Here is a 12262-nt window from a genome sequence, read left to right as displayed (position 1 = left end):
TTAGCCGGCGAGCCTTGCGCGAATTTGGCGTCCGTCAAAAGCGCCGGGTGACGGAAGCCTTCATGAGCCGCAATTGGCGCCGCCACTGCGGCAGTTGCAGGGTCGAATCGAGTACCGAGGCACCGGCGCGCGCCGCGCGGCGCAGCACCGGTTCGGCAAGCGCGACGGGCAGATAGGCCGGAAAGATCGCCGCCGGGATAGTTCCGGATTTTCTCGCCTTGGCCAGATGCTCCAATCCAAGCCCGGCAAAGGCCTCTATCGCGGCCGAAATGCGCGGCTTGTCCTCGCCACGCAGAAATGTATCACGGTCGAGCCCGGTCGCCGAGAGAATATCGAGCGGCAGATAGAGCTGGTGACGCCGGCGATGGATCGGCATCAGGAGCAGGAAACCGGCGATCGCCTGCGCGACGCCCGCATGGCCTGCCGCCTCCGCAGATCTTGCCGCATCGGCGGGAGAGAGAACCAGGCTCGCGATCTGGATGAGCGCCGATGCGGTCTCGCCGGCATAACCTTCGAGCGCGTTCCGATCGGTCAACGGATCGTCGTAAAGATCGAAGATGCGCGCCTCGATCATGTCGATGAGCGTCTGGCGCGGCAGGCGGTGGCTCTCGATCGCTTCGAGGAGGCCTGCCGCGATAGGGTTACCAGTGCTGTCGCCCAGGGCGCTGCCTTCCAAGAGGTCGCGCCACCATTGCAGGCGGATTTCGCCTGGAAGCGGTTCTCGCACCACGTCGCGGACACGGGCAATCTCGGCGTTGAAGGCATAGATAGCCGCAAGCGCGCCGCGCTTGTCCTGCGGCGACAGAAGACAGGCGAGATAACGGTCGCGGTCGGTATCGCGGAGCGTCGCGAGGCAGATATCGCCGTTTTGACTGGCTGGATCGGCCATGCGTCAGACAGCGACCAGAGCTGCCGCGACGGCACGCGATTCGGCCAGCATGATATTGAAAGTGCGCACCGCGGCCCCGGTGCTCATCGGGTCGGAGGCGATGCCCCTGGCCTTCAGCGCCGCCTTCACGTCAGGCGGAATGGGCTTCAGGTTGGCGCCCATGCCGACAAGCAGCACTTCGATCTCAGCCGATTCGGCGAGCACCTTCATCAGGGAAGCGACCGTCAGCGGTTCGCCTTCCTGCAACTCCCAGCCGTGGATACCCGAGGGAAGGCAGAGCAGCGAGCCTCGATGCGACATGTCGGCAAACCGGAAACCGCCATTGCCATAGGCATCGATCGGAGCACGACCGGGGAAATGGGCGTCGCGGATTTCGATGCCTTTCGCCATGGGTCACATGCCTTCTCGAGAGGTTGCGAGCCGGAGATGGTCCGGCTCCGTGAGTCCAAAGCCCCGTAGCAAACAGGGCCCTGTCTCTGTGAAGCTTTAGGAAGCCGTTCCCGTCTTTGCCGGTTCGGTCTTGACCGGCTCGCCCTTGACGCGGACTTCGGCGATATAGGCGCGCATGGCGCGGATCTTCACGCCTTCGGCGATTTCGACTTCCACTTCGGCGTCGTCGATAACCTTGGTCACCTTGCCGGTGATGCCGCCGCCGAGAACGACCTGGTCGCCGCGACGGACGTTGGACAGCGTTTCCTGGCGCTTCTTGGCCTGGGCGCGCTGCGGACGGATCAGGAAGAAGTACCAGACAACCATCAGCGGCGCGAAGAGGAAGAGCATCTCAAGGCCGGAGCCGAACGCGGAGGCTCCCGGTGCTGCGGCCGGGGCCTGGGCGAATGCTTCGGTAATGAACATCGAAAACTCCTAAGATTACCGGAGACGCTAGGCCCCCGTTACAAGCCGCCGGAATATAGTTGCGATAAGCCGGAATGCAACAGAAACACGCCGTCCGGCGTACCGAATCCACGGCTCTCAGGCTTTTGATGCACAAACGAGCGTGTTACCGCAGCGAAAAGGCTCAAGAACTGGCCGATGCGACTGGAGAAACACCATGAGCGAAGACTTCAACACCCTGATCCTGAACGAGGTCCGCAGGCTTGCGGATGCACTGGAGCGGCTCGCCGGTCCCCCACCCGCCGTCAACGACTGGAACGCCGCCGACTGCTTCGTCTGGGTACCGGCCAACCAGCGCCTGCAGCCGGTGCCGCGTCCGAACCGCGTGGCCCTGACGCTGATCCGCGGCGTCGACCACGTGCGCGACATCCTGCATGAAAACACGCTGCGGTTTGCGGAAGGTTTTGCGGCCAACAACGTGCTGCTCTGGGGCGCCCGCGGCATGGGCAAGTCCTCGCTGGTGAAGGCCGTGCACGAGGACGTGCGCGCCGCGACCGGCATCTCGCTGAAGCTTATCGAGGTGCATCGCGAGGATATCGCCTCGCTGCCTGCCCTGCTCGATATCCTGAAAGCCTCCGGCCAGCGCGTCATCGTGTTCTGCGACGACCTCTCCTTCGATCATGACGACACCGCCTACAAGTCGCTGAAGGCGGCACTCGACGGCGGCATCGAAGGCCGGCCGGACAATGTTCTGTTCTACGCGACCTCCAACCGCCGCCACCTCCTGCCGCGTCACATGATGGAGAACGAGCAGTCGACGGCGATCAATCCGTCCGAGGCGGTCGAGGAAAAAGTGTCGCTGTCGGATCGGTTCGGCCTGTGGCTCGGCTTCCACAAATGCAGCCAGGACGACTATCTGACGATGATCGATGGCTATGCCGAACATTTTGATCTCGGCCTCGAACGGGACGTGCTGCATCACGGGGCGCTCGAATGGGCGACGACCCGCGGCGGGCGTTCGGGCCGCGTCGCCTGGCAATATATCCAGGATCTCGCCGGGCGGCTGCGGAAGCCGCTCTCCCGAGATTGAAACCCAAGAAAAGCGCTGAGAACGCAAAAAGCCCGGCACTGCCGGGCTTTTCTCCGTCCCCTGAAACGCACTACTTATTCAAGGAAGGTAATCGGGTTGACCGGGGTCGCGTCCTTGCGGACTTCGAAGTGGACCTGCGGGCGCTTGGCGTCGCCGCTCATGCCGGACGAGGCGACCGTCTGGCCGCGGGTGATCTTCTGCCCGCGCGTGACGTTGATGCTGCCGGCATGGCCGTAGACGGTGACCTTGCCGTCGTCGTGACGGACGAGAACCGTATTGCCGAGTTGCTTCAGGCCGTTGCCCGCATAGATGACCACACCGTTTTCGGCAGCCTTGATCGGCGTGCCTTCCGGCACCGAGATGTCGATGCCGTCGTTGCGGTTGCCGTCGACGTTCTGGCCGTAACCGGCGATGACCGCACCGTTGACCGGCCAGCGATACTTGCCGATGCCGGTCGACTGCGGCGCCACGGAGGCGACGTCCGACTTCTTCTCGACGTCGGCGACCGATGCGCTGTCGACAGCCGCCTTGGCTGCGGCCGGTGCCACAGACACCTGGGCGACCTGAGCAGGTGCGGAGGCGGCTGGCTTCGGGGCCGCGGCTGCGGCCTTTTCGACCGGCTTCTGCGGAATCGACGCGGTCTTGACCGGATCAGCGACTGGAGCCGCAGTACCGTTCGCGACCTTGAGCGTCTGGCCGATCCGGACGCCCGTTGTCAGGTTGTTGGCAGCCTTCAGCTGGTCGATCGGCGTGCCGGTCTCGCGGGCGATCTTGTTGATCGTGTCGCCCGGCTTGACCACATAGGTGCCGCCGACCGGCTTGCCGCCCGGAGGCGTCAGCTTGGCGGGTTCGGCCATCGCCTTGTCGCGTGCCGGGGTCGGCAGGACGGCGAGTTTCTGCTCGGGTTCGCGGGCCGGTGCCGGAGCCTTGTTCTGGAGGTCGATCGAGCCGGCGGCATTCTTGGCGGAATTCTGCGCCGTGCCGAAGGTCGGGATGAGGACGGACTGGCCGGGGGCAACGGCGCCGCCGTTTGCCTTGAGGATTTCCTTTTCCGGAACGCCGTAGCGCTTGGAAAGGGTCGAGACCGTTTCGCCGGGCCGCAGCGTCACCTTCGGTGCGTTGACCGTGGACCAGCCGGACATCGGCTTTGCGGTCGTGCCGGTGACGACGTTGTCGGCCTTCAGCGTAGACGCGGATGGAGCGACCAGCGTGTGAGCAGCCGGCTGACGGCCCGGGAACGGCTGGGCGAGCGCCTCCTGGCGGGTCGCCGGATCGCGACCCAGAGGAGCGGCGTTACGCTGCGCCGTGGCGCCGGTCGGAGCGGCGAGTTCCGAGCGCTGAACGGCGACTGGAGCGGATGCGGTGCGCGCCGGCGAGGTATATCCACCGGAGTTGCCGGGATAAGGCTGCGCCATGGCGGTATTGCGCGAACCGTAGTCGTTCCGCGGAATGGGCGGCAGAGCCTGAGCCTGCCCCGAACCGAGATCAGCCTGCGGCGTGGGTGCGCGGCCATAGCCCCCACCACCCTGTCGCTGCGGTATGGACGCCGTCGTTATATTGTCGGATTTCGAAAAGAGCCCCGAGAAACGCGTTGCGTCCGAACTGCACCCGGTCGCAGCACTGGCGAGCAGCGCCGCGACGGCAAATTTGATTACAGATTTTCCGAATTTCGGAGAACTCTTCATACGCATGACTCGACCTACAGATACGCAACCATCGTGAGAGTCATTAAAACGCGTTAGTCTTACTGCACCGTTAAAGGGCAGACATTCTCCTAAAATTTTAGGGAAATTGATAACCATGACGGCCGAAACGCCGTAAAGCCATGGAACAAAACGGCCTAAAGCGCCGCCGCGATATGCGGGACGATCGGCAGAAAAGGCACCGCAAACAGATCCTCGCGCTCGAATCGGCTGCCGGTCTTGGTCAGGCGCACCATGATGCAGGCGTCGCCGTCCATCAGGGGGGCGACCATCGACCCGCCATGGGTGAGCTGCTCGGCATAGAATCGCGGCAGCGTCGAGAAGGCCGCCGTGACGAAAATGCGGTCGAACGTGCCCTCGCCCGGCATGCCGTTGCCTCCGTCGGCCTGGCGCACGACGACATTGCGCAGTCCCAGCGCATCCATGCGGCTCTGGGCGGCGGTGACAAGGGTGCGGTATCGCTCGACGGTCAGCACCCGCTCGGCGATGCGGGCGATGACGGCGGCGGTGAAGCCGCTGCCCGTGCCGATTTCGAGCACCCGATGTCCGGGCTTGACCTGAAGGCGATGCAGCAGGCGCACGGCGAGATCGGCGCCTTCCATGAAGGAACCGCAATCGATCGGCACGGTACGGCTGGAATAGGCGTCCTCGGCAAGCGATGGCGGCACGAACTGCGAGCGCGGCGTCTGCTCAACGGCGGTCAGCAGATCGAGGTCGGAAATGCCTTCCGACCTGAGGCGCAGCACGAGCGCCGCAAAACCCTCTTTTTCGACCATGCCCGATTTCAATCGGCAGCTCCGAATCCCAGTACTTTCGCCACGCGATCCTGAACCGAATGATCGGTCAGGTCCAGCTTCAAGGGTGTTACGGAGATCTTGTTTTCCTTGACGGCCTGGATGTCGGTGCCGTCGCGGAAATGGCCCTTCCGTTCGCCGAATCGCAGCCAGTAATAGGGCAGACCGCGCCCGTCATTGCGGGCGTCGATCGTCAGGCCGAAATCGAGCTTGCCCTGCGATGTCACTTCAACACCCTGCACATCGGCGGGTTCGCAGTTCGGGAAGTTCAGGTTGAGGAAGGTACCGTCCGGCAGGTCCACGTCGATCAGCTTGCGGATGAGGTCCGGTGCGTAGGATTCAGCGACTTCCCACGGCGCATAACGGCCGTTCTCGCGGCGTACAGCCTGGCTCAGGGCGAAAGAGCGCACGCCTTGGAGCGTCCCTTCGATGGCGCCGGCGATGGTGCCCGAATAAGTGACGTCATCGGCCATGTTGGCGCCGTCGTTGACGCCCGAGAGCACCAGGTCCGGTTTTTCAGGCAGGATCTCGCGGATGCCCATGATGACGCAATCGGTCGGCGTGCCGCGCAACGCGAAATGCTTGTCGCCCACCTTGCGAAGACGCAGCGGCTCGGAGAGCGTCAGCGAATGCGCGAGGCCACTCTGGTCGGTCTCCGGCGCAACGATCCAGACGTCGTCCGAAAGTTTGCGGGCGATACGCTCGAGAACGGCGAGGCCCTCGGCGTGAATGCCGTCATCATTGGTCAGGAGTATCCGCATCAGGCCGCCCGCTCGATCTTGGTCAGGCCACCCATATACGGCAGGAGCGCGTCCGGAATTGTGACCGAACCGTCCTCGTTCAGGTAATTTTCCATGACGGCGATCAGGCAGCGGCCGACCGCCACACCCGAGCCGTTCAGCGTGTGAACGAACTTCAGCGTCTTGTCGTCCTTGGCGCGATAACGCGCATTCATGCGGCGCCCCTGGAAATCGCCGCAGACCGAGCAGGAAGAGATTTCGCGGTAGGTATCCTGGCCGGGGAGCCAGACCTCGATGTCATAGGTCTTGCGCGCGCCGAACCCCATGTCGCCGGTGCAGAGCGTCATGGTGCGGAAATGCAGGCCGAGACGCTTCAGCATGTTCTCGGCGCATTCGGTCATCCGCTCGTGCTCGGCGATCGACGATTCCTGGTCGGTGATCGACACGAGTTCGCACTTCCAGAACTGGTGCTGGCGCAGCATGCCGCGGGTATCGCGACCGGCGGAGCCGGCTTCCGAGCGGAAGGACGGGGTCAGCGCCGTGAAGCGCAGCGGCAGCTTTTCCTGTTCCAGTATTTCGCCGGAAACAAGGTTGGTGAGCGTCACTTCCGCCGTCGGGATCAGGTAACGGCCGTCCGTCGTCTTGAACAGGTCTTCCTCGAACTTCGGCAGCTGGCCGGTACCGTACATGGCATCGCCCTTCACCATCAGCGGCGAAGAGACTTCCGTATATCCATGCTCGGTCGTGTGCATGTTGATCATGAACTGGCCGAGCGCCCGTTCAAGCCTGGCGAGCTGGCCGGTCAGGACTGTGAAACGCGAGCCTGAAAGCTTCGTGGCGCGCTCGAAATCCATCATCCCGAGCGCTTCGCCGATCTCGTAATGCTCGCGCGCCGCATGGTTCCAGCGCGGCTTTTCGCCGACCATGTGCTTGACGACGTTGTCGTGCTCGTCCTTGCCGACCGGAACGTCGTCAAACGGTATGTTCGGGATGCGCGACAGGGCGTCTTCGAGGGCGGCGACTGCGTCGCGCTCTTCCTGCTCGGCAACCGGCATCGTCTCCTTGATGGTGGCGACTTCGGCCTTCAGCTTTTCGGCAAGCTCGGAATTCTTCTGCCCGAGCGCAATGCCGATCTCCTTGGAGGCGGCGTTGCGGCGGGACTGCATGTCCTGAAGTTTCTGGATGACGGAACGGCGCTTGTCGTCCAGCGCCAGAAGGGTTGCCGCCATGGGCTCCGCACCGCGCTTGTTCAGCGCCGCATCCAAAGCCCCTTCGTTTTCACGGATCCACTTGATATCGAGCATCTTGCCTTGCCTTTAGAGCGGAACGCCGCGGACTCGCAAAGCAGGCCGGATGGTTTCAAGCCTTGTCCGTCTCCGCAACATCCGAAGGTTCCTGCTCCGAAAGCTTTTCCTCGGCACGTTTGCGCTCGACGAGTCGTGCGGCGTAGATGGAAATCTCGTAGAGAAGGATGGTCGGCAGTGCAAGACCGATCTGGGACATCGGATCGGGCGGGGTCAGCACGGCCGCGACCACGAAGGCCAGCACGATCGCGTATTTGCGCTTCTCCCGCAGCCAGTCGCTGGACAGGATGCCGACGCGGGCGAGCAGCGTGGTGACCACCGGAAGCTGGAACACCAGGCCGAAGGAGAGGACGAGCGTCATGATCAGGCTCAGATATTCCGAAACCCGCGGCAGGAGCGAAATACCGACTTCACCTTCGGTCGGCGCCTGCTGCATGGCAAGGAAGAACCACATGACCATGGGAGTGAAGAAGAAATAGACCAGCGCGGCGCCCATCAGGAAGAGGACCGGCGAAGCCACCAGGAACGGCAGGAAAGCTGCCCGCTCGTTTTTATAGAGGCCAGGCGCCACGAACTTGTAGATCTGCGAGGCGATCACCGGGAAGGCGATCACCAGCGCGCCGAACATCGCCACCTTCACCTGGGTGAAGAAGAATTCCTGCGGCGCGGTATAGATCAGCTCGGACTTGGCAAGATCGAGGTGGGCCCAGAGAACCGCCCATTTGTAGGGAACGACAAGCAGGTTGAAGAGCTGCTTGGCGAAGAAGAAGCAGACGACGAAGGCGACGAAAAAGGCGCCGATCGACCACATCAGCCGGGTGCGCAGTTCCATCAGATGCTCGATGAGCGGCTGCGGCTTGTCTTCGATGTCACCGCTCATGCGTCGTCCTTCGGGCTATCGGTCTTTTTCGGCGTGCGCTTGCGCACCGGGGCCTTGACGATCGCCTCATCCACTGCCTGGGCGGCCGGGGCCGGTTTCGCCGCCGCGCGGGCACGCTTCGGTTTTTCGACGATGGCGACCGGAGCCGCGGCGGTCTCGACGACGGGTTTTACCCTTGCGGCAGTCTTGCGGACCGGCTTCGGCTTTTCTGCGACGATTGCCGCCGCCTCAGGTGAAGCAGGCGCGGACTGGGCCGGAGCCGGGACAGGTGTCGAGGATGAAGGTGCTGCCGACGGGAAGTTGGCGGGGATCTCGGGAGCCGTGTCGACGGGCGACGTGCCCTCGACAGCCTGCCGGGCCTCGATATCGGTCTCGGCGACAGCCGGCGTCGGCATCTGCGTCGCCTTCTGCAGATCGGCGCGGATTTCCTGCCCCATCTGCCGGAGCGGGTTGATCGCATCCCTCAGCGCATTTGTCGGGTTCAGCCGCTGCGCATCGGAAATCGTCTTGCGCACGTCGTCGAGTTCCGACTCCTTCAGCGCTTCATCGAATTGCGCGCGGAATTCCCCGGCCATCTTGCGCAGATTGGTCGTCATCTTGCCAAAGGCCCTGAGCATGGGCGGCAAATCCTTCGGACCAACCACGACGATCAACACGATCGCGATGACGAGAAGCTCGGTCCAGCCGATATCTAACATTCAACGAGGCTCCTGGAACCCTCCACTCGGACATTACGACCGAGTGGTATCCTTGGCCTCTTCAGCCTTGAGATCAACGGTCTTCGTCGTGGTCGTCGCGCCGTTCGCCTCGGGGGCGTCCTCGTCGCTCATGCCCTTCTTGAAGCTCTTGATGCCCTTGGCGAAATCGCCCATCAGTTCCGGAATCTTGCCGCGTCCAAAGAGGACAAGCACGATGACCAGAACGATCAGCCAATGCCACACACTGAAAGAACCCATAAGTCCAACTCCATTAGTACCGTTTCATCGATGTAAGCTCTTTATGATGCTTTTTCAAACACCAAAATGTCGCCGATGGACACCGTTATCGAGACGTCCTTAACCCTGGGCGACAATTTGTCGACCCGGATCCCGCCAAGACCCTGCTGACCGGCGCCGCGAACCACGAGCATCAGGAACCCGACGCCGCCGAGGAACCGTGTCGGCAGGATGCGCCCCGCGATCTGCCCGCTTTCCAGCGCTAGGCCGGCATCGCCCAGCATCGGTCGGATCGTGTCCTTTAGCCGAGAAACGAGGCCGGACAAGGGCTTGCAATATCGCTGCCTGCCGCCAGAAGAGAGCGCATACGGGCGTTTTGCGCATGGTGCGGCAGACCGACGCGCTCCAGGGCCGTAATCGCTTCGGCTGGTCATTCCTCCGCTTCGCCGCCCGGCGTCAGGAGGCCAAGTTCCTCGAGGTCAAGTTGCGTGATCGGGTCCTCGTCCTCGGAAAGATCGTCCGCATTGATCGGGACGGGTATCGCAAAGCCCGGCGGGATGCGGCCGGAAAGCAAACCTGCGCCCTTCAATTCTTCGAGACCAGGGAGATCGCGCAGTTCTTCCAGGCCGAAGTGGTCGAGGAAATCGGGCGTCGTGCCAAGCGTCACCGGTCGTCCCGGAGTGCGGCGGCGGCCGCGGAAACGGACCCAGCCAGCTTCCATCAGTACATCCAGCGTACCCCTGGACGTCTGGACGCCGCGGATCTCCTCGATTTCGGCGCGGGTGACGGGCTGATGATAGGCGATGATGGCCAGCACTTCGAGTGCGGCGCGTGACAGCTTCTTCGTCTCGTTGTCTTCCTTGTGGATGACGAAGGAGAGATCGGCGGCGGTGCGGAAGGCCCAGCGGTCGCCGCTGCGAATCAGGTTGACCCCGCGGGGCGCGTAGACATCCATCAGCCGTAGCATGACGGCATTGACATCGGTGCCGCGCGGCAGGCGTTCGGCCAGAAACGCCTCAGAGACCGGCTCGGCGGAGGCGAAGACCAGCGCTTCTGCGATCCGCTCGACTTCCGCCGACGAGAAGGATGGAATCTCCGCCTCTTCTTCCGCATCGATCGGAAGATCGTCGTCTTCTGGCGGCGTCAATCGACGCCTCCCTTGGCGGGCTGCGGCAGGGCGGGCAGCTGTGGCCCGGTTCCCTTGCGCAGAAAGATCGGCTGGAAGGCGCCGTCCTGGCGGATTTCGAGCTTGCCTTCGCGCACCAGTTCGAGCGACGCGGCAAAGGCACTGGCGGTCGCCGTGACCCGGTCCTCCGGCGGCAGATAGGGCAAGAGATAGTGCTGTAGCGCCGTCCAGTCGACGATCTCGCCGAGCATGCGGGTCAGCAGCTCGCGGGCATCGACCAGCGACCAGACCTTGCGCCTCTCGATCGTCACCTGGGTGACCGCCGTGCGCTGGCGCAGGTTCGCATAAGCCGAGAGAAGGTCGTAGAGCGTCGCGTCATAGGCGGATTCGACGCGATGCGGGATATGCTCCGGCGCCCCACGGGCAAAGACGTCGCGGCCGAGCCGGTTGCGGTTGACCAGCCGGGTCGCCGACTCCCGCATCGCCTCAAGGCGTTTCAGGCGGAAAGCGAGCGTTGCGGCCAGTTCCTCGCCGCTCGGGCCGTCGTCGCCCTTGGCCTGCTGCGGAATGAGCAGCTTCGATTTGAGATAGGCGAGCCAGGCGGCCATGACGAGATAATCGGCGGCAAGCTCGATGCGGACCCGCCGAGCGCTGTCGATGAACAACAGATATTGCTCGACCAGTGCCAGAACCGAAATGCGGGCGAGATCGACCTTCTGGGTGCGGGCCAGATGAAGCAGCAGGTCGAGCGGACCTTCGAAACCGCTGACATCGATGACAAGTGCTGGATCGTCCGTCGCACGTTCGGCGCCGGCATCCTGCCACAACTTGTCCATCGGAATGGCGTTCTGCGGTGTCGTCGTTGCCATTCCCCAACCTCTTGCTGTCGACCGCCGTCAGGAGACGGCGAGAAGACCGTGGAATTCCGCGCGTACCGCCTCTTCGCTCAAGCCGTCGCCCGGGCCGAAGGCGGCTTCCACCGCCTTTGCACGCCGCAGCGCCTCGCCGGCAAGCGGGATCGCTTCCTTCACGACGGCCTTCATTTCGTCCATGACGCCGTTGCAATGCAAGACAATATCGCAGCCGCCCCCAACGATTCTTGCCGCACGCTCACCGATCGTGCCCTTCAGCGCATTCATCGACGTGTCGTCGGACATCAGCAGCCCGTCGAAACCGATATGGCCACGGATGATCTCGTCGATCACCTTGCGGGAAATGGTCGCCGGCTCATCAGGGTCGATGGCCGTAAAGACGATATGCGCGCTCATCGCCATCAGCTCGTCCTTCATGGCGACAAAGGGCAGGAAGTCGTGCGCTTCGAGTTCTGCGCGCGAGACGGTGACCACCGGCAGTTCGTGATGGCTGTCGGCCATTCCGCGCCCGTGGCCCGGCATGTGCTTCATCACCGGCAGCATGCCGCCCGCCTTGAGACCGTCGGTGGCAGCCTGCCCCATTTCGGCAACCGTCTTCGGATCGAAACCGTAGGCGCGATCGCCGATGACGTTGCTTGCCCCTTCGATCGGCACATCGAGCACGGGCAGGCAATCGACATTGATGCCGAATTTCATGAGGTCGAAGGCATGCAGGCGCGACATCAGCCAGGTTGCCCGCAGGCCCTTTTCGCGATCCCGGCGGTAAAGCTCCCCGAGCACGGCGGCCGACGGATACCGCTCGATCATCGGCGGACGGATGCGCTGGACGCGGCCGCCCTCCTGGTCGATCAGCACCGGCGCATCCGGCCGGCCGATACTATCGCGCATGCCGGCGACGAGATCGGCAATCTGCGACGGCTCGACGCAATTGCGGGCGAAGAGGATGAAGCCCCAGGGCCGCTCGTTCCGGTATAGCGCCACTTCGTCGGTGGTGAGGGTCGGGCCGCTGGAGCCCAGGATCATTGCTTTTGATTCGCTCATGGCTCGACCTTAGATCATGGAACGCCCAACGAAAAACGGGGCGCCGAGGCGCCC

The 12262-nt window shown here is 63.4% G+C and carries 15 protein-coding genes; 1 reads left to right on the top strand and 14 read right to left on the bottom strand.

From position 1 onward, the window contains the following. Window positions 1-34 precede the first annotated feature (34 nt). From ACSQ8R_RS06530 to yajC, 3 genes are all read right to left on the bottom strand, one after another. Entirely contained in the window at window positions 35-889 is an 855-nt protein-coding gene (locus ACSQ8R_RS06530) for a phytoene/squalene synthase family protein (protein ID WP_436252607.1), read from the bottom strand. Window positions 890-892: 3 nt separating this feature from the next. Further along, on the bottom strand, window positions 893-1279 hold the full coding sequence (locus ACSQ8R_RS06525) for an Mth938-like domain-containing protein (RefSeq protein ID WP_436252606.1): 387 nt from the start codon (window positions 1277-1279) through the stop codon (window positions 893-895). Between the two features lie 96 nt (window positions 1280-1375). Beyond that, window positions 1376-1744, bottom strand: a complete 369-nt coding sequence (yajC, locus tag ACSQ8R_RS06520) for a preprotein translocase subunit YajC (protein ID WP_007754668.1) — start codon at window positions 1742-1744, stop codon at window positions 1376-1378. A 196-nt stretch (window positions 1745-1940) separates the two neighbouring features. Here yajC and ACSQ8R_RS06515 point away from each other — a divergent pair, with 196 nt between their 5' ends. Further along, the gene (locus tag ACSQ8R_RS06515) at window positions 1941-2813 is read left to right on the top strand and encodes an ATP-binding protein (RefSeq protein WP_436252605.1); all 873 of its coding nucleotides are present in this window, start codon (window positions 1941-1943) and stop codon (window positions 2811-2813) included. A 74-nt stretch (window positions 2814-2887) separates the two neighbouring features. Here ACSQ8R_RS06515 and ACSQ8R_RS06510 read toward each other — a convergent pair whose 3' ends face one another. From ACSQ8R_RS06510 to nagZ, 11 genes are all read right to left on the bottom strand, one after another. Beyond that, window positions 2888-4504, bottom strand: coding sequence for a peptidoglycan DD-metalloendopeptidase family protein (locus ACSQ8R_RS06510; RefSeq protein ID WP_436252604.1), 1617 nt, complete (start codon window positions 4502-4504; stop codon window positions 2888-2890). 149 nt (window positions 4505-4653) lie between these two features. Beyond that, on the bottom strand, window positions 4654-5292 hold the full coding sequence (locus ACSQ8R_RS06505; RefSeq protein ID WP_436252603.1) for a protein-L-isoaspartate(D-aspartate) O-methyltransferase: 639 nt from the start codon (window positions 5290-5292) through the stop codon (window positions 4654-4656). 8 nt (window positions 5293-5300) lie between these two features. Continuing rightward, window positions 5301-6071 (bottom strand): 5'/3'-nucleotidase SurE, encoded by a 771-nt coding sequence (gene surE, locus ACSQ8R_RS06500; RefSeq protein WP_436252602.1) that lies wholly within the window; start codon window positions 6069-6071, stop codon window positions 5301-5303. Beyond that, a complete protein-coding gene (gene serS, locus ACSQ8R_RS06495) occupies window positions 6071-7354 on the bottom strand; it encodes a serine--tRNA ligase (protein ID WP_436252601.1) in 1284 nt (427 codons plus the stop codon). Before serS ends, surE begins: the two co-directional genes overlap by 1 nt. Window positions 7355-7409: 55 nt before the next feature. Next, window positions 7410-8234, bottom strand: coding sequence for a twin-arginine translocase subunit TatC (gene tatC / locus ACSQ8R_RS06490; RefSeq protein WP_436252600.1), 825 nt, complete (start codon window positions 8232-8234; stop codon window positions 7410-7412). Further along, complete coding sequence (gene tatB, locus ACSQ8R_RS06485; protein WP_436252599.1) at window positions 8231-8932, bottom strand: Sec-independent protein translocase protein TatB; 702 nt, start codon at window positions 8930-8932, stop codon at window positions 8231-8233. Before tatB ends, tatC begins: the two co-directional genes overlap by 4 nt. Window positions 8933-8965: 33 nt before the next feature. After that, on the bottom strand, window positions 8966-9190 hold the full coding sequence (locus ACSQ8R_RS06480) for a twin-arginine translocase TatA/TatE family subunit (protein WP_436252598.1): 225 nt from the start codon (window positions 9188-9190) through the stop codon (window positions 8966-8968). Window positions 9191-9231: 41 nt separating this feature from the next. Continuing rightward, entirely contained in the window at window positions 9232-9453 is a 222-nt protein-coding gene (locus ACSQ8R_RS06475; protein ID WP_436252597.1) for a hypothetical protein, read from the bottom strand. Window positions 9454-9599: 146 nt separating this feature from the next. Continuing rightward, complete coding sequence (gene scpB, locus ACSQ8R_RS06470) at window positions 9600-10286, bottom strand: SMC-Scp complex subunit ScpB (RefSeq protein ID WP_436255395.1); 687 nt, start codon at window positions 10284-10286, stop codon at window positions 9600-9602. A gap of 26 nt (window positions 10287-10312) precedes the next feature. Further along, window positions 10313-11164 carry a segregation and condensation protein A gene (locus tag ACSQ8R_RS06465; protein WP_436252596.1) on the bottom strand — a complete coding sequence of 284 codons (852 nt, stop codon included), beginning with the start codon at window positions 11162-11164 and terminating at the stop codon, window positions 10313-10315. A 27-nt stretch (window positions 11165-11191) separates the two neighbouring features. After that, entirely contained in the window at window positions 11192-12208 is a 1017-nt protein-coding gene (gene nagZ / locus ACSQ8R_RS06460; RefSeq protein WP_436252595.1) for a beta-N-acetylhexosaminidase, read from the bottom strand. Window positions 12209-12262 lie beyond the last annotated feature (54 nt).

It is taken from the genome of Neorhizobium sp. LjRoot104 (assembly GCF_964253725.1).
Lineage (GTDB): Bacteria > Pseudomonadota > Alphaproteobacteria > Rhizobiales > Rhizobiaceae > Neorhizobium.
This window is presented reverse-complemented; position numbering and strand designations above follow the sequence as displayed.

Coding starts and splice junctions, on each gene's coding strand:
- ACSQ8R_RS06530 (WP_436252607.1), bottom strand. CDS start 889: ATGGCCGATCCAGCCAGTCAAAACGGCGATATCTGCCTCGCGACGCTC.
- ACSQ8R_RS06525 (WP_436252606.1), bottom strand. CDS start 1,279: ATGGCGAAAGGCATCGAAATCCGCGACGCCCATTTCCCCGGTCGTGCT.
- yajC (WP_007754668.1), bottom strand. CDS start 1,744: ATGTTCATTACCGAAGCATTCGCCCAGGCCCCGGCCGCAGCACCGGGA.
- ACSQ8R_RS06515 (WP_436252605.1), top strand. CDS start 1,941: ATGAGCGAAGACTTCAACACCCTGATCCTGAACGAGGTCCGCAGGCTT.
- ACSQ8R_RS06510 (WP_436252604.1), bottom strand. CDS start 4,504: ATGCGTATGAAGAGTTCTCCGAAATTCGGAAAATCTGTAATCAAATTT.
- ACSQ8R_RS06505 (WP_436252603.1), bottom strand. CDS start 5,292: ATGGTCGAAAAAGAGGGTTTTGCGGCGCTCGTGCTGCGCCTCAGGTCG.
- surE (WP_436252602.1), bottom strand. CDS start 6,071: ATGCGGATACTCCTGACCAATGATGACGGCATTCACGCCGAGGGCCTC.
- serS (WP_436252601.1), bottom strand. CDS start 7,354: ATGCTCGATATCAAGTGGATCCGTGAAAACGAAGGGGCTTTGGATGCG.
- tatC (WP_436252600.1), bottom strand. CDS start 8,234: ATGAGCGGTGACATCGAAGACAAGCCGCAGCCGCTCATCGAGCATCTG.
- tatB (WP_436252599.1), bottom strand. CDS start 8,932: ATGTTAGATATCGGCTGGACCGAGCTTCTCGTCATCGCGATCGTGTTG.
- ACSQ8R_RS06480 (WP_436252598.1), bottom strand. CDS start 9,190: ATGGGTTCTTTCAGTGTGTGGCATTGGCTGATCGTTCTGGTCATCGTG.
- ACSQ8R_RS06475 (WP_436252597.1), bottom strand. CDS start 9,453: ATGCTGGGCGATGCCGGCCTAGCGCTGGAAAGCGGGCAGATCGCGGGG.
- ACSQ8R_RS06465 (WP_436252596.1), bottom strand. CDS start 11,164: ATGGCAACGACGACACCGCAGAACGCCATTCCGATGGACAAGTTGTGG.
- nagZ (WP_436252595.1), bottom strand. CDS start 12,208: ATGAGCGAATCAAAAGCAATGATCCTGGGCTCCAGCGGCCCGACCCTC.